This window comes from Novosphingobium anseongense, from assembly GCF_037482895.1.
In the GTDB taxonomy this organism is placed as follows: Bacteria; Pseudomonadota; Alphaproteobacteria; order Sphingomonadales; family Sphingomonadaceae; genus Novosphingobium; species Novosphingobium anseongense.
Genome location: NZ_JBBHJZ010000002.1, coordinates 801,205 through 818,671, shown reverse-complemented (window position 1 = coordinate 818,671; position 17,467 = coordinate 801,205). Strand labels below are relative to the sequence as shown.

At 66.5% G+C, this 17,467-nt stretch carries 20 protein-coding genes; 16 read left to right on the top strand and 4 right to left on the bottom strand.

Annotated features, from left to right (window positions below):
- The first annotated feature begins 22 nt into the window (after nt 1–22).
- From WG901_RS12660 to WG901_RS12605, 12 genes are all read left to right on the top strand, one after another.
- Complete coding sequence (locus tag WG901_RS12660) at nt 23–1,636, top strand: hypothetical protein (RefSeq protein ID WP_339587430.1); 1,614 nt, start codon at nt 23–25, stop codon at nt 1,634–1,636.
- A 38-nt stretch (nt 1,637–1,674) separates the two neighbouring features.
- Nucleotides 1,675–2,277: a flagellar basal body-associated FliL family protein gene (locus tag WG901_RS12655; protein ID WP_339587429.1), complete on the top strand. Its 603-nt coding sequence runs from the start codon at nt 1,675–1,677 to the stop codon at nt 2,275–2,277.
- 11 nt (nt 2,278–2,288) lie between these two features.
- Nucleotides 2,289–3,182: a FliM/FliN family flagellar motor switch protein gene (locus WG901_RS12650; protein ID WP_339587428.1), complete on the top strand. Its 894-nt coding sequence runs from the start codon at nt 2,289–2,291 to the stop codon at nt 3,180–3,182.
- A 31-nt stretch (nt 3,183–3,213) separates the two neighbouring features.
- A complete protein-coding gene (fliN, locus tag WG901_RS12645; protein ID WP_264444039.1) occupies nt 3,214–3,492 on the top strand; it encodes a flagellar motor switch protein FliN in 279 nt (92 codons plus the stop codon).
- A gap of 4 nt (nt 3,493–3,496) precedes the next feature.
- Nucleotides 3,497–3,790, top strand: coding sequence for a flagellar biosynthetic protein FliO (locus tag WG901_RS12640; protein WP_339587427.1), 294 nt, complete (start codon nt 3,497–3,499; stop codon nt 3,788–3,790).
- Nucleotides 3,787–4,608: a flagellar type III secretion system pore protein FliP gene (gene fliP / locus WG901_RS12635; protein ID WP_339587426.1), complete on the top strand. Its 822-nt coding sequence runs from the start codon at nt 3,787–3,789 to the stop codon at nt 4,606–4,608. The genes WG901_RS12640 and fliP overlap by 4 nt, the downstream gene beginning before the upstream one ends.
- 6 nt (nt 4,609–4,614) lie before the next feature.
- Nucleotides 4,615–4,887: a flagellar biosynthetic protein FliQ gene (locus WG901_RS12630; RefSeq protein WP_339587425.1), complete on the top strand. Its 273-nt coding sequence runs from the start codon at nt 4,615–4,617 to the stop codon at nt 4,885–4,887.
- A complete protein-coding gene (gene fliR / locus WG901_RS12625; protein WP_339587424.1) occupies nt 4,884–5,666 on the top strand; it encodes a flagellar biosynthetic protein FliR in 783 nt (260 codons plus the stop codon). Before WG901_RS12630 ends, fliR begins: the two co-directional genes overlap by 4 nt.
- Complete coding sequence (locus tag WG901_RS12620; RefSeq protein ID WP_339587423.1) at nt 5,663–6,802, top strand: EscU/YscU/HrcU family type III secretion system export apparatus switch protein; 1,140 nt, start codon at nt 5,663–5,665, stop codon at nt 6,800–6,802. The genes fliR and WG901_RS12620 overlap by 4 nt, the downstream gene beginning before the upstream one ends.
- 56 nt (nt 6,803–6,858) lie before the next feature.
- Nucleotides 6,859–8,322, top strand: a complete 1,464-nt coding sequence (gene fliD / locus WG901_RS12615; RefSeq protein WP_339587422.1) for a flagellar filament capping protein FliD — start codon at nt 6,859–6,861, stop codon at nt 8,320–8,322.
- An 11-nt stretch (nt 8,323–8,333) separates the two neighbouring features.
- Entirely contained in the window at nt 8,334–8,717 is a 384-nt protein-coding gene (locus WG901_RS12610) for a flagellar export chaperone FliS (RefSeq protein WP_339587421.1), read from the top strand.
- A 122-nt stretch (nt 8,718–8,839) separates the two neighbouring features.
- Nucleotides 8,840–9,454 carry a response regulator transcription factor gene (locus WG901_RS12605; protein WP_339587420.1) on the top strand — a complete coding sequence of 205 codons (615 nt, stop codon included), beginning with the start codon at nt 8,840–8,842 and terminating at the stop codon, nt 9,452–9,454.
- Nucleotides 9,455–9,475: 21 nt separating this feature from the next.
- On the opposite strand, the gene WG901_RS12600 is transcribed toward WG901_RS12605, so the two are convergent.
- Nucleotides 9,476–10,198 carry an alpha/beta fold hydrolase gene (locus WG901_RS12600; protein ID WP_339587419.1) on the bottom strand — a complete coding sequence of 241 codons (723 nt, stop codon included), beginning with the start codon at nt 10,196–10,198 and terminating at the stop codon, nt 9,476–9,478.
- A gap of 92 nt (nt 10,199–10,290) precedes the next feature.
- On the opposite strand from WG901_RS12600, the gene WG901_RS12595 reads away from it, so the two are divergent.
- Both WG901_RS12595 and WG901_RS12590 read left to right on the top strand, forming a co-directional pair.
- Entirely contained in the window at nt 10,291–10,854 is a 564-nt protein-coding gene (locus WG901_RS12595; RefSeq protein ID WP_339587418.1) for a TetR/AcrR family transcriptional regulator, read from the top strand.
- A 13-nt stretch (nt 10,855–10,867) separates the two neighbouring features.
- Complete coding sequence (locus WG901_RS12590; protein WP_339587417.1) at nt 10,868–11,833, top strand: alpha/beta hydrolase; 966 nt, start codon at nt 10,868–10,870, stop codon at nt 11,831–11,833.
- A gap of 53 nt (nt 11,834–11,886) precedes the next feature.
- On the opposite strand, the gene WG901_RS12585 is transcribed toward WG901_RS12590, so the two are convergent.
- Both WG901_RS12585 and WG901_RS12580 read right to left on the bottom strand, forming a co-directional pair.
- Nucleotides 11,887–13,362 (bottom strand): acyl-CoA reductase, encoded by a 1,476-nt coding sequence (locus WG901_RS12585; RefSeq protein ID WP_339587416.1) that lies wholly within the window; start codon nt 13,360–13,362, stop codon nt 11,887–11,889.
- A gap of 8 nt (nt 13,363–13,370) precedes the next feature.
- On the bottom strand, nt 13,371–14,819 hold the full coding sequence (locus tag WG901_RS12580; RefSeq protein WP_339587415.1) for a hypothetical protein: 1,449 nt from the start codon (nt 14,817–14,819) through the stop codon (nt 13,371–13,373).
- Nucleotides 14,820–15,054: 235 nt separating this feature from the next.
- Between WG901_RS12580 and WG901_RS12575 the strand changes: the two genes are divergently transcribed.
- Together WG901_RS12575 and WG901_RS12570 are read left to right on the top strand one after the other, a co-directional pair.
- Nucleotides 15,055–15,726, top strand: a complete 672-nt coding sequence (locus WG901_RS12575) for a TetR/AcrR family transcriptional regulator (protein WP_339587414.1) — start codon at nt 15,055–15,057, stop codon at nt 15,724–15,726.
- A 23-nt stretch (nt 15,727–15,749) separates the two neighbouring features.
- Complete coding sequence (locus tag WG901_RS12570) at nt 15,750–16,811, top strand: aldo/keto reductase (protein WP_339587413.1); 1,062 nt, start codon at nt 15,750–15,752, stop codon at nt 16,809–16,811.
- A gap of 130 nt (nt 16,812–16,941) precedes the next feature.
- Here WG901_RS12570 and WG901_RS12565 read toward each other — a convergent pair whose 3' ends face one another.
- Nucleotides 16,942–17,385: a nuclear transport factor 2 family protein gene (locus WG901_RS12565; protein ID WP_339587412.1), complete on the bottom strand. Its 444-nt coding sequence runs from the start codon at nt 17,383–17,385 to the stop codon at nt 16,942–16,944.
- Nucleotides 17,386–17,467 lie beyond the last annotated feature (82 nt).

Genomic DNA, 17,467 nt, shown 5'->3' with positions numbered 1-17,467 from the left:
CAAGTGCGAGGAAATGACTCCGATGATCCAGAATGCCGCCCCGTCCGTCTCCAGCAGCATCTCGCTCGCCACGGCGATCAAAGCTGCGCCGGCTGACGATGCCGCGGCTTCCGGGGACTTTGCCGCACTCCTCGACTCCAAGGTCGCTCCCGATGCCGAAGGCGCCGTCGATCCGGCAGCCGCTCTACAGGCAGCACTGGGCCTGCAGATCCGGCAGGCGGCCGGCAGCGTTGCCGGCAAGAAGTTGCCGGGCGAAGTTGCCGATGCCGCTGCCGCCCTGGCCGATGCCGCCGCGAAGATCGGCGACGGCACCGGCGAAGACGGCGAGACCACAGTCGATGCCGCGCTGACTCTGCCGACCGCCGACATCCTCCTTCCCGGCCTCGTCGTGCCCGTCGCGATCCAGCTGCCACAGACGCCGGCTGCGCCGACCGTCACTCCGACCGCGACTGGCGATGCACTGGGTCAGGGCAGTGCCGCCCAGGCGATCCGCACCATGCCCACGACCAGCCAGCCGGCGATCGCCGCCGCGCTCGCGCTGCAGACGCAGAACACCCAGGCCACCACCCAAGCTGCCGGCCAGCCGCAGACTGCACCGACGGTGACGCTCGACCCGGCCGCCGCCGCGGCGATCCAGGCCGATCCGGCGCTGGCCAAGATGGTCGCCGAGGCCGCCCAACCGACAGCCACCGCCACCGCCGCTGCGACGCTGACGCCGACCGCAGCCACGGTCTCGACCGCTGCCGCGCTGGCCGCACAGGTCAATGGCCAGGCGACCGCATCCGACAGCTCTTCGAAGACGACCGAGGGCCAGCGTTCGGGCAGCCAGGCCACCGGCAAGGCGACCTCGGGCGAACAGCCCTCGACGCTCGCGACGCTGACTACCAACCAGCAGGCGCAGGCGCAGACCCAGGCGACCGAACCGGCCGCCGCCGCCAAGACCGACACCACGAGCCCCGCCCCCAAGGCCGCCAGGGTCGAGGTGACCGCCGACGCATCGCTCCAGGGCGAGAGCAAGAAGTCGGACACGCGAATCGCCGCCGGCGACACGCAGGCGCCGACGACAACGCCCGCCGCCGTCGCCACGCCGACCGTGCTGAACGCACAGGACGGCCAGTCGTTGTCGCAGACCGTGACCTCGGTCAGCACCGCGCCGACCACCACGGCCGTGCAGTCGGGCCATGACTTCGCCACGCTGGTCGACCGCCTGGTCGAAGCGCGCCAAGCCGCGAACCCGAACACGGTCCACGCTTCGCTCAACCACGCCGAATTCGGCCAGGTTTCGCTCCGCATCGACCAGGATTCGAAGGGCCTGTCGGTCTCGATGACCAGCGCCGATCCGGACTTCGCCGCCTCGGTCCAGGCCACGGCCGCCTCCGCCCAGGCGCAGACCTCGAGCGACGACCGCCAGAACCAGCAGCGCCAGGACGCACAGCGTCAGGATACCGGGAGCCAGCTCCAGCAGCAGGGCGCCAGCCTGGCCGGCCAATCACAGTCGCAATCGCAGGCCTTCGGTCAAGGCGATGGCGACGATCGCAGCGGATCGTTCCAGGGAGAAACCCGAACCGTCCGCGCTAACGAGAAATCAACCATAATCGACGATACCGCTGATACGCGCAGCGGCATCTACGCCTGACGCAATCCGGCCCTGATATCCAGCGCTAGAGGAAGACAATGAGCAGCGATAAACCTGAAAAGGAAGCCAAGCCCAAGAAGGGTGGCGGCATGATGATGAAGGTGATCATGGGCGTGGCGCTATTGGGCGTCGGCGGCGGCGGTGCCTTCGGCCTGATGGCTGCGGGCGTCATCGGTGGTGGCCATCACGAGGAAAAGAAGGAAGACAACAAGCCCAAGCTGATCAAGAAGGGCGAAGTCGATCCCTTCGAGGTCAAGAGCGGCGACGCCAAGGAAGGCGAAGGCGCCGGCGGGCCCGAGGTCGAGGGTGAAGGCGGCAGCGAATATCGCACTGCCTACTACAGCTTCGCCGAGGAATTCACGTCGAACCTCAAGCAGTCCGAATCGCTGGTCCAGGTCGCGCTGGCCTGCTCGACCCGTCGCGACGGCCGCGTGCTGATGTGGATCAAGAAGCACGAGCTGGCGATCCGCTCGGCGCTGCTCGAAGTCCTGGCCGATACGCCCGAAGAGGACGTGACGACGATGGAAGGCAAGGATCGCCTGCAGAAGCGAATGACCGCGGCGATCAACAAGGTCCTCAACCAGACCGAAGGGTTTGGCGGGGTCGACGCCGTCTACTTCAAATCCTTCATCATTCAGTGATTTGAGAACAGATGAAGCCTGAGCGCGCCTTTGTTGCCGACCGTATGGCGGCACAACACTGCCCGGAGCTGCTGCGTTCGCAGGACGCCGCGCCGGTCCAGATCGCCCCCGCGCTGACGCGCCTGGGCGATGGACTTGCGCGCGTTCTGTCGGCCGCTCTGGCGCCGCTGTCGGCGGGTGAACCGCCGCTGGTGCGCAGCACCGGCCCGCGCGAATGCACGATGAGCGAACTGGGCGAGACCATCGCCCCGCTCGCCGCCAACGCCCTGCTGACTCTGGGCGCGCCCGACATGTCGGCGCTCGCCTCGCTCGACGCCGAAGCCGTGCTCCGCATGGTCGATAGGGCATTCGGCGGCCGCGGCGTGGCGCCCTCGCCGCTGCCCACGTCCTTCCCGCTTTCGGCCGAACTGATGATCGGACGGCTCGAAGCTGTCGTCGTCCAGGCACTCGGCCAGGCGCTCGGCCTCGGCGGCGCGGTCCAGCCCGTACGCCGTGACGGCTGCATCAACCAGCTCGCCCCCTTTGCCGACGGCGAGGAACTGGGCGTGCTGACGCTCGAAGTCGACGATCCGGGCCGCGCGCCCTGGACGGTCACCGTGGCGATTCCCCGCACGGCGCTGATCAAGATGTTCGGCGAAGGCGAGCGCAGCGCCCCCAAGGTGGCCCGCGCCGGCAATTCGAACCCCGCCCATGAACCGTTCGGCGCGGTGCCGTTGACGATCAGTGCGGTACTGGTCGACATGCGCATCGGCTTCGCCGAGCTGTCGAATCTCCAGCCCGGTCAGATCATCCCGGTGGCTGTGGCGCGCAGCATCCCGCTCAAGGTCGGCGACAAGACCATCGCAACTGGCACGATTGGTGCATTGGATGATCGCGTAGCGGTCCAGGTCTCTCAGGCTTTCTAAAGGACCGGTCACAGCAAGAAGGGATTTTGCAATGACCATCCACCCCCGCGGCTTCGATTTCCTCAAGGACGTCGACGTCCGCCTGTCGGTCGAACTCGGCCGCGTCGACATGAAGCTCAAGGACGTTCTCTCGCTCGGCGAGGAAAGCGTCGTCGTGCTCGACCGCCTGACCGACGAACTGCTCGACGTCATGGTCAACGGCAAGGCTATCGCCAAGGGTGAGATCGTCGCGCAGGGCAACCGTTTTGGCCTCCGCATCGTCGAATTGGCCGGCGCCAGCGCGCCCGCGCCCGCTCTGGGCGGCGAATAAGGCCGTGCTCTGGTACATTCTGAAGCTTCTCATCCTCCTGCCGCTGATCGCCCTCCTCGCCTGGGGATGCCTGAAGCTCGCGCAGAAGATGCAGGAGCGCGCCGGAGCCGGTGGCGGGTCCAAGTCGGTGCGGATCGTCGAAACGACGATGCTCTCGCCGACGCTCAAGCTCGCCGTCATCGAATTCCACGGACGTGAGATCCTCGTCTCCGCCTCGCGCACCGGGCTGACCCGCCTGGCGGAAGCGCCGGCGCGGGCCCGATCGGTCGACGTCACGATCGCGGGAGAAACGGCATGAGGCTGCCGGCAATGCGGCAACGCAAGCGGCAAATTCTTGCCGCCTTGTCGCTGTTCCTCCTGACCGCGCCCGTCGCGGCTTTCGCTCAGGCCGTTCCGGCCGGCGCGCCCGCCGCTCCGACCCCGGCCGCGGCAGCGATTCCCGGCGCGCTCGACCGCGCCTTCAGCGCGATGAACGGTCAGACGCCCACCGGCATGAGCATGTCGCTCCAGCTGCTCCTGATCATGGGGCTGCTGACGATCCTGCCCAGCCTGATCCTGATGATGACCAGCTTCACCCGGATCCTCGTGGTGCTCTCGATCGTGCGTCAGGCCATCGGCCTGCAACAGTCGCCGCCCAACCAGGTGCTGATCGGGCTGGCGCTGTTCCTGTCGCTGTTCGTCATGGCGCCGACGCTCGAGAAGGTGAACGCCAACGCGATCGCCCCCTATTCGGCGGGCACGATCAACGCGGCCCAGGCGATCCAGCTGGGGGGCAACGAGTTCCACGGCTTCATGATCCGCCAGACGCGCGAGAACGATCTCGCCATGTTCGCCGAGATGGCCAAGGCGCCCAAGTTCGCCCGGCCCCAGGACGTGCCCTTCTCGATCCTGCTCCCGGCCTTCGTGACCAGCGAGCTCAAGACCGCGTTCCAGATCGGCTTCATGCTGTTCCTTCCGTTCCTCGTCATCGACCTCGTGGTCTCGTCGGTCCTCATGTCGCTCGGCATGATGATGATGAGCCCCGCGATCGTGTCGATGCCGTTCAAGCTGCTGCTCTTCGTCCTCGTCGACGGCTGGGCGCTCTTGATGGGTTCGCTGGCCTCGAGTTTCGGATAAGCCGCCATGGAACAGTCGCAGCACTTCCTCGCGCTCGCGGACCGCATGCTGTGGGTCGCCGCGCTGGCCTCGGCGCCGATCCTGATCACCACGCTCGCCGTGGGTCTGATCGTCGGCATCGTCCAGGCGGCCACCTCGGTCAACGAGCAGACGCTGACCTTCGTGCCCAAGCTCGCGGTCACCGCCTTCGTCCTGGTCGTCTTCGGCGCCTCGATGATGGGGCTGATCAGCGACTTCACGAAGGAAATCTTCACTCAGATCGCGCAGGTCACCCGGTGATCAACATCGACTTCGGTTTCGGTACGATCGAAGCCGAATTCTGGCGCTGGATGTTCGTGATGACGCGGATCGGCGCGGCCATGATGGCCGCCCCGTTCTTCGGCGCGAACTCGGTGCCGGTGCAGGTGCGTGTCATCGTCACGGGCGCCGTCGCGGTCCTCGTCTGCGGCTGGCTGCCCATACAGGCCCCGCCGGCACTGCTCTCGGCCAACGGCCTGCTGATGGTCATGGGCGAAGTACTCGTCGGCCTGACGCTCGGCTTCGTGCTGCAGTTGTCCTTCGCGGCGCCGACGATCGCCGCGGAGATCATCGGCGGCGGCATGGGCATGGCCATGGCCTCTACGGTCGATCCCAACAGCGGCGTACAGTCGCCCGCACTCGGCCAGTATTTCGCGGTGATCCTGACCCTGATCTTCCTCGCGCTCGGCGGCCACCTCCACTGGCTCTCGCTGGTGATCGACAGCTACACCGTATTCCCCCCGGGCCAGACCTGGCTCGGGCCCGAGAAGTTCGCGACGATCGCCGGCTTTGCCACGACGATGTTCGCCACGGCCGTCGCGATCGCGCTGCCGGTCACGCTGGTCCTGCTCGTCGTCCAGGTGGTCACGGGCGTGCTCAGCCGCTCGGCCCCCGCGCTCAACCTCTTCGCGCTGGGCCTGCCCGCGGGCGTGCTCGCCGGTATCGCCGCGCTGATCATCTCCTTCCCCCTCATCACCGATCGCATGACCGACCTGTCGGCCAATGCCCTCGCCGAAACGCGGAGCGTGCTGGTCAAATGAGCGAGAGCGCCGGCGAAAAGAGTTTTGCCCCTAGTCAAAAGCGCATCGACGATGCCGCGAAGAACGGTGACGTCCTTCGCTCCAAGGAACTCGCCACCGCCGTCGGCATGCTGGTCGGCGTGATCTGGCTGAAGTTCGCCGGCCCCTGGGTGTTCGACGGCATGAGCAACGCGCTGCGCACGGGCTTCACCTGGGACCGCGCCACGCTCGAACATTTCGACTCCGGCCCGATCCTGTTCTCGCTGATGATGATGACGATGCCCCCGGTCCTGCTGCTCGGCGTCGCGGTGATCCTGTTCTCGCTGGTCTCGCAGCTCGGTTTCGGCCCCGGGCGCTGGCTTCCGGGAAATCTGGCGCCCAAGGCCTCGCGCATGAACCCGGCCTCGGGGCTCAAGCGCATGTTCGGCCCCAACGGTCTGATCGAGCTCGGCAAGGGCCTGCTCAAGGTCGGCCTGCTCGGTGCCATGGCCTGGTTCTGGGCGAGCGGCCGCGTTGCCGGCCTGCTGCACCTCGGCCAGGCCAACCTCCATGCACAGCTCACCTATGGCTGGGACGCGCTGATCTCGCTGCTGTTCACCTTGTCCTTCGGCCTCGTTATCATCGCGCTCGCCGATTTCCCGATCCAGCTGATCCGCCGCATGGGCCGCCTGAAGATGACGCTTCAGGAAGTCCGCGACGAAGGCAAGGAACAGGAAGGCTCGCCCGAAAAGAAGGGCGCGATCAAGCGCCGCCAGCGCGAGATCGCGATGGGCGCGATGTCTTCGGCGATGCGCAAGGCCGATTTCGTGGTCACCAACCCGACCCACTTCTCGGTGGCGCTGTCGTACAATCCCGAAGAGGCTTCGGCACCGATCGTCGTCGCCAAGGGCCGCGGCGAAAAGGCGCTCGCGATGCGCGAACTCGCCGCCGAGCTGGCGCTGCCGGTGCTTGAATATCCGGCGCTCGCACGTTCGCTCTACTACACCACGCGCGAGCGCCAGGTGATCCGCGAGGAGCTCTACGTCGCGGTCGCCGCGGTGCTCGGCTTCGTGATGTCCCTGAAACGCGGCTACAGCGTCGCACGCCCGCAGGTCGACGTTCCGACGCTGCTGCGCTTCGACACCGAGGGCCGTCTCGATCCGAGCGCGACGAACTGATCCGCATACCGCATTCAACCTCTTAACGGGAGCGGCGCAAAGCCGTTTTAGAAACCATGGCAACTTCAGTCAGCTCGACCCAGTCGGTCACCCAGACCGCGACGCAGCAGCTTCTCACCTCGCTCGGCGCGGGCAGCGGCGTCGACATGGCGGGGCTGGCGACCAGCCTGGCCCAAGCCCAGTTCGCGGCGAAGAAGGACCGGCTGACCACCCAGTCCGAAAAGCTCGAAGCGCAGATCTCGGCCGCCTCGACGCTCAAGAGCGCGATCTCGAACCTCGCCAGCTCGCTCAACTCGCGCGTCCGCGCCGGTGACCTTTCGTCGCAGCCGCAGCTCGCCAATTCCGCGGTCGCCAAAGCGACGCTGTCGGGCACGACGATCGCCAAGGGCAGCTACTCGCTCGAAGTGACCAAGCTCGCCACCTCGCAGACCCTGGCAAGCGCCAAGTTCGATTCGGCGACCAGCCTGGCTGGCGAGGGCAAGCTGACGATCTCGCTCGGCACGGTCAACGGCACCACCTTCAACGCCGGCACTGCCCCCGCGATCGAAATCGACGTGACCGCCGGCCAGACGCTGACCGACGTCGCCAACCTGATCAATGCGAAGAACGCGGGCATCACCGCCTACGTCTCGAACACGACCGACGGCGCCAAGCTGGTGCTCAAAGGCTCCACCGGCACGGCCAGCGCCTTCAAGATCGACGCGGACGTGACTTCCGGCGATCTCGGCCTACTGGCCGCCAATCCGGCTACGGCAGCCCCCGACCGCCTGATCACCACCGCCGGCGACGCGAGCTTCAAGCTCGATGGCCTGCCCGTCACCTCGGCCAGCAACAAGGTCACCGACGCCATTCCGGGCGTCGAACTGAACCTCACCGGCACCAACACCGGTGTGCCGACGACGGTGACCTTCACCGATCCGAGTTCCTCGATCACCGAGGCGATGACGGACCTGACCGCCGCGCTCAACGAGATCATCACCCAGCTCAACACGCTGACCGATTCGAAGACCGGTGAGTTGTCTCGCGACAGCGGCGCACTGGCGCTGCGACGCACGATGCAGCAGCTCACCAGCAAGGTGATCATGCCGAACGCACCCGAGGGGACGCCGCGCAGCCTCGCGGACCTCGGCGTCTCGATCCAGAAGGACGGCACTTTCACGCTCGACAGCGCGCGCCTGACCGCAACGCTCAAGGCCGATCCCCAAGCCACCGCGGCGATGTTCACCAACGGCCTCAACGGTGTCGACGCGACGATCAGCGAAATTTCGCGCAACATGTCGTCGATCAGCACGGAAACCAAGAGCTACGGCGCGACGCTGGCCAACTCGATCGCCGCGATGACGAAGCAGAAGACCAAGGCCAGCGAAGACCTCACGTCGCTGTCCGACAAGCAGGAAGTGCTGCGCAAGCAGCTCGTAGCGCGCTTCTCCGCTTCGGACAGCCAGGTCGGCGCTTCGAAATCGACGCTGAGCTTCCTGAAGAACCAGATCGCCGCCTGGAATGGCACGAACAACAACTAAAAGGCTGAACCGTGCTGGCGATCCGATCCCCCAATGAAGCCTACCGCCGCGTCGACTTCGACGCACGCGTCGAAGGCGCCGACCCCAGGCATCTGGTCGGGCTGTGCTACGAACAGCTCGTCTCTTCGCTGGGCTCCGCGATCTTCGCGCAGGACCGCGGCGACAACAGCCTCAAGAGCAAGGCCTTGACGCGCGCACTTTCGGCCATCACGGCGTTGAAAATGGGCGTCAGCGGCAGTGATGCGACGGCGCAGGCCCTGACTCACCTCTACGAGGCCGCCCGTCGCGCGATCCTCGACAGCGCGCTCAATTTCGATGCCAAGGTCCTCGGCACGATCCGTCAGGACTTTCTCGAGATCTCGCAGGCGATGAACCTGTCCAACCAGACGAACTGATCTTCCTGCGGGCGAATTAGCTTTCGCCCGCGCGAGGATATACATCCGCTATCGAGCAATTCGACCGGTCAACCGGACGAATTTCGCATCCATCCCGCGCAGAACTTGCTAGGGTGCATCGGATGGACAGTGCGAGGCACATCATCCTTGTGGATGGCGATCTGCGGCGCCGGGCGGCCATTTCCCACTATCTTTCCGGTCGCGGCGTCCATGTCGAACCGTTCGAAACGGTCGCCGAGCTCGGCGGCCACTGGCCACGCCAGGGCCTGATCATGATCCACGACAACGGTACGGCTATCGTCCAACTGACCGAACAGCTCGTGCAGTCGGGCAACTGGCTGCCCGTCGTCGCCTTCGGCGAGAAGCCGGCCCCGCGCCGGATCGTCGAAGCGGTGCTGGGCGGCGCGATCGACTATCTGGCCTGGCCGTTCGACGATGCCGAGCTCGATCACATGCTGATGACCGCCGACGACCGCGCCGAGAACGTCGGCCACGCGCGCCTGCGCGAAGCCGTTGCGCGCAGCCGGATCGAGCGCCTGACCCAGCGCGAGCGCGAGGTGCTGGTCGGCATGGCCGCGGGCCATTCGAACCGATCGATCGCCGAACAGCTCGCGATCAGCCCGCGCACCGTTGAGATCCACCGCGCCAAGATGCTGACCAAGATCGGCGCCGCGCACACGTCAGAAGCGATCCGCGTCGCGATCGAGGCCGCGCTGGTGCGAGAGACCTCGCACTGATCGCATCGGTCGGCCGGGAATTCACCCCATCGTCGCAGCGACCTCGAGCAGGCGCTCGGTCACCCAGTCGGGCTCGGTCAGCATCAGGTCGTGGCCGGTGTCGATGTCCCAGACGCGGCCCTGCGAACGCGCGCGCAGCAGGTCCATGTCGCGGCCGGGGATCGTCGGGGTGCAGATGATGTGGCTTTCGGGCAGCGCGCGCATCGCCGCTTCGTTGCGCAGCACCAGTTTCTGCGAGAAGCAGGCCCACGGCTGTGGCGTCAGGCGTTCGTAGGTCCACTGCGCGAGCGCGGGATCGTGGATGCCGAAGAAACCCGGATGGATCGGATCGGGCTTCATCACGAGCTCGACGCCGTTCTCGACATAGAGCCCCTGCCGCGCGCCCTCGATGTTGGCGAAGGCATGTTCGTGCAGCGATTCCCCGTCGCGCGGATAGGCGGCGTCGAGGTAGACACGGTGGCCGACGCGCTGTGGCGCCCGGTCGGCTACACCGGTGATGACCATGCCCCCATAGGAATGACCGACGAGGATGGCCTCGGTCAGGTCCTCCCACTGCAGCAGGGCGACGACGTCGTCGATGTGCGTGTCGAGGTCGATATCGGGATGGCGCTGGTGCGTGTGCTCGCCCATGCCGGGCAGCGACGGGGCGTAGACGATGTGCCCTTTGGCCTGGAGCCGTCGCGCCACGGGCTGATAGCACCAGCCGCCATGCCCGCCGCCATGGACCAATACGAAGGTCGCCATTCTCACACTCCCCGGAAAAGTTATCGATCGATAACTTGTCCTCCGCTTGCGCCCAAGTCAAGGATCGCGCTAGCACGCAAGGCGTGGATGCCATGACGACACCTCCCCGCAAGCGCGACGCCGCCGCGACCCGCGCGCGCATTCTCGAGGCGGCGCAGCGCGCTTTCTCCGAGACCGGCTATTCGCACACGGGCATCCGCGAAATCGCCGGCATGGCCGGCACGAGTTCGACCCTGCTGCTGCGCTACTTCGGCTCGAAGGCCGGACTGTTCGAGGCGGCGCTGACCGCGGCCATGCCGATCGACGCGGTCTTTGCGCAGCCGCGCGAGACGATCGGCCGCAGCCTGGCCGAAGCCCTGCTCGATCCCGCCAATGCCGTCCGCCCGCCGCTGATGATTGCGCTCGCCGCCGGCGATCCCGAGGCCGCGACGATTGCGGCAAAAGTCTTCGAGAGCCAGACCGTGGCCCCCGTCGCCAAGTGGCTCGGTGGCGCCGACGGCCGCGCGCGCTCGCTCGAGATGGCGATGCTGGCGACGGGGCTGGTCAGCTATCTGCGGCAATTGCCGCTGCGTCCGCCGAGCCCGGACGAACGCGAACACATCGTCGCCTGGTTCGCCGGCGCCATTCAGGCGATCGTCGACCAGACAGGACGATAACCGGGAGATACCGATGACCGACCGCCTCGACCTGGTCGCCCCCGAACTCCGGGCGGCGCTCGACTATTTCCCGAAGATCGATTTCGGCGCCGGGATAGAACCCTACCGCGGCAACATCTTCGGCGCCGAACGGCCGCCGCTGCCGCCCGAGCTGGTTGCGGTCGAGCACGAGGAGCGCCTGATAGCGGGGCATCCCGGCGATCCCGACGTGCGCATCCTGATCTACACCCCGCCGGGCGTCGCAACCGCGCCCCGCCCGGCGATCCTGGAAATCCACGGCGGCGGCTTCGTCATCGGCAATGCCGACATGGGCGACGCGGGCAACCGCGCGCTCGCCCTGCAGCTCGGCTGTGTCGTCGTTTCGGTCGATTACCGGCTCGCGCCCGAAACCGTGTGGCCCGGCGCGCTGCACGACTGCTACGCCGCGCTGACCTGGCTGCATGACAATGCCGGAGCACTCGGCGTCGATCCGACGCGCATCGCCATCGCCGGCGGCAGCGCGGGCGGCGGTCATGCGGCAGCGCTGGCGATCCACGCGCGCGACCAGGCCGGCCCGGCGATCTGCTTCCAGCTGCTCGACTTCCCGATGCTCGACGATCGCACCTGCAGCGCCGCCGATCCGCATCCCTATTGCGGCGATTTCGGCTGGACGCCGGAGATGAACCGCTTTGGCTGGCGCTCGCTGCTCGGCACCGAGCCGGGCGGGCCGGACGTATCCGAAGCCATGGCTCCGGCGCGGACGCGCGACCTCTCGCGCCTGCCTCCAGCTTACATCATGGTGGGCGCGCTCGATCTCTTCCTCGAGGAGGATCTCGAATATGCCCGCCGCCTGGCGCGCGTGGGCGTGCCCGTCGAACTGCACGTCATTCCGGGCGCCTACCACGGTTTCGGGCTCGCGCAGACCGCGCCGCAGACGCAGCAGGCGATCCGCTGGCGCATGGACGCTCTGGCGCGGGCGCTGGGTGTGACCTTGGCCTGACGCCAGAAGGGGCGGCGCGATGGCCGCCCCTGTCCCGTCCTCTCGTCCCCGCGCTACGCCAGCATCTTCACGTCCTTGGCGGTGTCGCCCCAGAGCGGCACCTTGTCGGCCGAAGGCTTTTCGGAAACGATCCACTTCACGATCCGGCGCATCGGCTCGATGCCGTCCTGCGGGCCGACCAACCCGGCGCCGTTGAATCCGTAGCCCAGCTCAACGAAGCGCTGGCCACCATGCAAGGCGCCTTTGTGCCGGACCGTATCCCATAGGTTGTCGGGCCAGACGCCGACGGTCTGGGTATAGGCGTCGACCACGTCGAGCACCTCGTCGAGCGTGTCGACCGGGATAATGTTGATCGTCCGGTCGCCCAGGTATTCCCAGAACTCGACACGGTCAGAAGTGTGCGAGATGAGGATCGCCCCCTCACCGTCCTTGCCGCCGATCACCGTATAGAAATCGTCGTTGAGCCGCAGGGTATCGACCTGTCGCTTGAGATCGGGATCGTAGCGCTTGGGCTTGGTCGAGATCACCTCGGGCAGGCTCATCATCGCGTCGTAGGTCGCCTGGCCGAGCTGCTTGAGCTTCTCGATATCCTCGTCTTCCGTTCCGCACATCACGTAGACGAGACGGCTCGACGAGCAGGCGACCTGGTTGCCGGGGGCGAAGTCGGCGGCGATGCGCGCGCCGACCTCGGCCATCGTCTCGGGGCTTTCAAGTGCTTCCTTGCCGATGATCGAGGCCGAACGCTTGGGATCGAGGCTGATCAGCTCGATGCCCGGCTGGATGTACTTGGTGACGTGCTTGACCGAGGCGAAGCCGCCCCAGGCGCAGATCTTCTCGATGTTGTGCGGCTGGTAGATCCTGCTCTCCAGCGCCTCGTCGCCGCCGCGCCAATAGGCGACCGCGAGATGCTTGGTGATCGGATGATCGGGCGCCATGTCGACCATCGTGCGCGCGATCGCGCCCGTGGTGAACGGATCGTTCGACGGCACCTTGACGATCATGTCGCCGCGCGTCACCGCGCCGCGGATCACCGTCAAGGCGCCGAGCACCGGACCGTTGCCCGCGACGATGTGGAGCTGGCGCGAACCGTAGGCGCGGATGCCGACGGTGCAGCCGTTGAGCTGCTGCTCGACCCAGCCTTCGAGATGATCGATGCCGATGTTGAAATCGACCATCTTCCGAATCCGCTCCTTGTCGAACATGAACGGCAGGTCGTGGTAGAAGGCATCGACGATCGGCTTGGTCGAAGGCGCGGTGTCGTACGAATATTCGAGCGCCTCCTGCATGTAGGGGTTCCGGCTGAGCTCGAGCCGCGGCCCGAGCTCGGCCAGGTAGTCGAGGATGCCGTCGAACGGGATGGAATACATGTCCTCCATCAGCCGCGGGCTCGCCAGCGGAATGCGATCGGAGATCTTGTGCGGATCGGGCGCGAGGAAGGTGATGTCGCCGCCGCGGCCGCCGAACTCGATCAGATCGGTCTCGACGACCTCGCCGCGCAGCACGGCGTAGGAAATGGGTCGCTTGGCCATCATGTCGCTCATCCTCCAAAGCCCGTCAGGAATTCCATCGCCTCGGCCTGGGCCCCCGGCGTGGCGGCGCAGGAGATCTTGTCGTCCCCGCCCTGGATTTCGCTGACGCGGTTGATCTTCTTTTCCATCGCGTAGGACGTGCGCCCGCATTCGCAGGGATGGTCCCAGTCGATCGTGACGAGGTCGCCCGTGACGAGCCCGCCCCAGCACGATTCCGCGGTCATGTCGAAGAAGGCGGCGCGGCCGGTCTGCTGGCCCGAGCGCGGCAGCGGCTGGCCCCTGTCGAGATCGAGCAGATAGGGCGTGACCCAGGGCAGCACGTGATAGCGATCGTGTTCGCAGAGGACCGAGAACGAATTCATCTCGGTCATGCCGTAGGACGAGATCATCCGCTTGGTGTTGAAGAACCTCTCGATCACCTCCTCGAGGTCGTCGGGCAGCGGCACGCCCTTGGCGCCGCCGCCGCCCATGAACACCGAATCCGGCGCAAAGACCCCCGACAGGCCCTCTTCGAGCCCACGCTTGGCCGCGGCGTAGAGCAGGTTCGACGTGCTCATCACGAAGACGCGCTGGCCCTGCAGCTTGCCGATCATCTCGTTGACGAAGGCGAGCTGCTGGGCGGGCATGTTGGCCTGCTGCTGCTCCCACTCGGCGCGGCGCGCGAGCAGGGTCGCGGGCACGTCGACCTTGGAGACGTCGCCCTTGGCCGCCGCGGCGCGCAGGCGCGCGGCCAGCCACATCAGGTCCGAGCTCAGCTTGAAGTCGAAGCAGTAGTGCCAGAAATCGGGATCGCCCTTGGCGAAGATCTCGCAGCTATACTTGCCGAAGGCGCCCATCGAGGCGTGACCGTCCTTGTAGAGCGGGATGATCGCATGGATCTTGCCGTCGATGTCGCCGGGCTGGGGATCCTCGCCGAACTTCTGCGCGAGCTGGACCCGCATGCCCATCATCGACAGGCGGTAGTCGCGCTTCGACTTCGGGTAGAACGAGCAGGTGCCCGAGCTGCCCGACGAGGCGCCGACGTCGAGCGGGGTCTCGTCGCGGATCTTGGTCAGCCAGGAATCGATCGAATCGCACTGCGAGACGTCGACCCCGCTCAGGTCGTGCCGCGTCAGCTTGCCGAGCCAGCCGTTGAGCTTGCCGAACTGCTGCTTGGCGAGCAGCGAGGTCGGGTAGGACTTGTAGATGTCGTGCGGCATCAGCAGCGGCGCGAGGCCTTCGAGGCTCGAAACTTCGTCGATCCCCTGCGCGTCGGCGAGCTTGGCGAGCATCTGCACTTCGCCGCGGCGCTCCTTGAGCCGCAGGTTCATCGCGGCGAGCTGGACAGCTTCGACTTCCTCCCGCGGCAACGAATGGATGCGCGTGTTGTGGTATCCGAAGTGCTCGTAGGGATCGTTCATCCAGCGCTCGGCTTCGCGCTCGACGGTATTGTCCTTGGGCGGGGCGGTTGTCGCCATCTGTGCTCTCCCGTGCCTGTTGTTCAGGACTTCCAGGCCGCCTCTCCGGCAGCGCGATTCGCATCATGCGACCACCTTGGCATAAAATCAACCAAATGGTTGGTTGTATCTGGCAGACCGTCTTGCTAGTCGTGCCATCACCGCGAAGTCGCGGACCTTTGGCCTTTGCGCGAAGCTCGCGTAACGATCCGAAGGAGGTTCCCGCCTTCGCGGGAGCGACGACAAGGGATTGCACGTGGACTCTGCGAAGAAGGCCCCAAAGGACACGACCAAGAACCGCCCCCGCCGCGCCTATCTGCCGGCAGCCGAGCGCCGCAAGTCGATCATCGCGGCGGCGCAGGAGGTCTTCTCGCGCTCGAACCTCAAGGGCGCGCGCACGCGTGACATCGCCGCCGCCGCCGCGGTCAACCAGGCGACGATCTTCGAGCATTTCGAATCGAAGGAAGCGCTGTTCCAGGAAGCCGTGGTCCAGCCGCTGATCGACGCCATGCGCGGCATGCACGCCCGGCGCGAGACCTACGAGGCGGCGACCTCGCCCGACGAACTGGCGGCCCTGGCCCAGGTTTCCGCCACACGGCACGTCGAGGACATGATCCGCATCTTCCCACTGTTCACCGCGGCGCTGTTCAGCGACCCCGACCTCGGCCAGCAGCTCTACCGCGAGCACATCGCGCCGCTGATCCACAAGCGCGGCGAGATTCTCGAAGGCCTCGTACGCGACGGGCTCGACCTCGACTTCGTCGGCCTGACGATCTTCGGCATGACCTTCGCGATCGCCATGGATCGCCACTTCGGCGAGGACGGCACCGTTGCGCAGGCCGATTTGTCCGAAGTGGCAAGGCAGTTCACCCGCATGTCGACAGGCGGTTTCGCGCGCGACAGGGCGGACCCGGACAAACCAGACTGAAGACAACTCTCGGGAGAATGACGATGCCGCTGCAACTCGACGACTATCGCCTGCTGGGCCGCTCGGGCCTGCGCGTGTCCCCGCTGGCGCTGGGCACGATGACCTTTCGCGTCGGTCAGGGTTCCTGGGGATCGAGCGACGAGGAGGCCAAGCGCCTGGTCGATACGTTCACCGACCGCGGCGGCAACTTCATCGACACGGCCGACTTCTACGGCCAGCACGGCGGCTCGGAGACCCTGCTCGGCGAACTCGTCGCCGATCGCCGCCACCGCATGGTGATCTCGACCAAGTATTCGCTGACCACCGAGCCGGGCAATCCCAACGCCTCGGGCAACCACCGCAAGAACATGGTCCGCTCGGTCGAGGACAGCCTCAAGCGGATGGGCACCGACTACATCGACCTGCTCTATCTGCACATGTGGGACTTCCGCACGCCGGTCGACGAGATCCTGCGCAGCTTCGACGACCTCGTCCGCGCGGGCAAGGTTCTCTACATCGGCCTGTCGGACACGCCCGCCTGGCAGGCGAGCCGCATGCAGGCGATCGCCGAACTGCGCGGCTGGACCCAGTTCTGCGCGCTGCAGATCCAATACAGTCTGGTCGAGCGCACGGTCGAGCGCGAGCTGATCCCGATGGCTCAGGAAATGGGCCTCGGCGTCTCGCCCTGGGCGCCGCTCGGCCAGGGCATGCTCACCGGCAAATACACGCGCGCCGATCTCAAGCCCGGCGACATGAGCGACATCTCCTCGCGCAAGGCGATCAACGCCGTCACCGGCAAGCTGACCGAGCGCAACCTCGACATCGCCGACGTGGTGGTCGAAGTCGCCAAGGAAATCGGCTGCACCCCGGCGCAGCTCGCCGTCGCATGGACCCTGACCAATCCAGCGGTCGCCTCGCCGGTGATTGGCGTGCGTACGCCCGAGCAGCTCGAGGACAACCTCGGCGCACTCGCGGTCGACATCTCGGCCGATCAGCTCGCGCGGCTCGAGGCCGTCAGCGCGGTGCCGCCGGTTTTCCCGATGGACGTCCTGCGCGGGCCCGCCGAAGGCATGATGTTCGGCGGCGTGAAGGTGCAGGAACGCTGATCCTCCCCAGTACGAGGAGCTGACAGCCCGCAGGGCTGACGAAGGGGAGCTCGGCGGAACACAACGCCAGCCGAGCCCCCTCCACCACCGACTGCGTCGGCGGTCCCCCTCCCCGTGCCGGGGAGGATGCTCAAACCGCCGAGGCGTCCTTATAGATCGTGAACAGCCGCGCCTTGAAGTACCAGCGCCCGTCGACCCGCTGGCAGACGTCGCGGTACTCGCCCATCGTCGTATGCGGCGTGCCGTAAATCTTGGCGTCCATCACGCTGTTCGCCATGGCCGTATCGCCATCGATTTCGACGATCAGGTTGCGGATCAACGGCAAGGGGTGTCGACGCCCCTTGGCCGGCGCCATGTAGTCGTGGACCTCCTGCGCACTGCGATGGAATTCGCGGACGGTGAATTCGGGTTGGTCGGGATGACCGTCGCGGATCTCGAACGTGCCGTCGGGCAGGAACAGCGCGGAAACCTGATCGGGCTCGTCACGACGGATGTGGCGGGCATAGGTGTAGATCAGTTCCGCCACCGCATTGCGCGCTTCGAGGCGGTCGAGCCGCTCGGCCAGATCGGTCATGACTGCTCGCTCCCCGTCGTTTGTGACAGTCTATCCACGCGCTGCCCGGCAGCCAACAGGCGCGCGAAAGAAAGCTGTCGGC

Bases quoted from the DNA above. Each gene is read 5' to 3' on its own strand.
- WG901_RS12660 (WP_339587430.1), top strand. From the start codon at position 23: ATGATCCAGAATGCCGCCCCGTCCGTCTCCAGCAGCATCTCGCTCGCC.
- WG901_RS12655 (WP_339587429.1), top strand. From the start codon at position 1,675: ATGAGCAGCGATAAACCTGAAAAGGAAGCCAAGCCCAAGAAGGGTGGC.
- WG901_RS12650 (WP_339587428.1), top strand. From the start codon at position 2,289: ATGAAGCCTGAGCGCGCCTTTGTTGCCGACCGTATGGCGGCACAACAC.
- fliN (WP_264444039.1), top strand. From the start codon at position 3,214: ATGACCATCCACCCCCGCGGCTTCGATTTCCTCAAGGACGTCGACGTC.
- fliP (WP_339587426.1), top strand. From the start codon at position 3,787: ATGAGGCTGCCGGCAATGCGGCAACGCAAGCGGCAAATTCTTGCCGCC.
- WG901_RS12630 (WP_339587425.1), top strand. From the start codon at position 4,615: ATGGAACAGTCGCAGCACTTCCTCGCGCTCGCGGACCGCATGCTGTGG.
- WG901_RS12620 (WP_339587423.1), top strand. From the start codon at position 5,663: ATGAGCGAGAGCGCCGGCGAAAAGAGTTTTGCCCCTAGTCAAAAGCGC.
- fliD (WP_339587422.1), top strand. From the start codon at position 6,859: ATGGCAACTTCAGTCAGCTCGACCCAGTCGGTCACCCAGACCGCGACG.
- WG901_RS12605 (WP_339587420.1), top strand. From the start codon at position 8,840: ATGGACAGTGCGAGGCACATCATCCTTGTGGATGGCGATCTGCGGCGC.
- WG901_RS12600 (WP_339587419.1), bottom strand. From the start codon at position 10,198: ATGGCGACCTTCGTATTGGTCCATGGCGGCGGGCATGGCGGCTGGTGC.
- WG901_RS12595 (WP_339587418.1), top strand. From the start codon at position 10,291: ATGACGACACCTCCCCGCAAGCGCGACGCCGCCGCGACCCGCGCGCGC.
- WG901_RS12590 (WP_339587417.1), top strand. From the start codon at position 10,868: ATGACCGACCGCCTCGACCTGGTCGCCCCCGAACTCCGGGCGGCGCTC.
- WG901_RS12585 (WP_339587416.1), bottom strand. From the start codon at position 13,362: ATGGCCAAGCGACCCATTTCCTACGCCGTGCTGCGCGGCGAGGTCGTC.
- WG901_RS12580 (WP_339587415.1), bottom strand. From the start codon at position 14,819: ATGGCGACAACCGCCCCGCCCAAGGACAATACCGTCGAGCGCGAAGCC.
- WG901_RS12570 (WP_339587413.1), top strand. From the start codon at position 15,750: ATGCCGCTGCAACTCGACGACTATCGCCTGCTGGGCCGCTCGGGCCTG.
- WG901_RS12565 (WP_339587412.1), bottom strand. From the start codon at position 17,385: ATGACCGATCTGGCCGAGCGGCTCGACCGCCTCGAAGCGCGCAATGCG.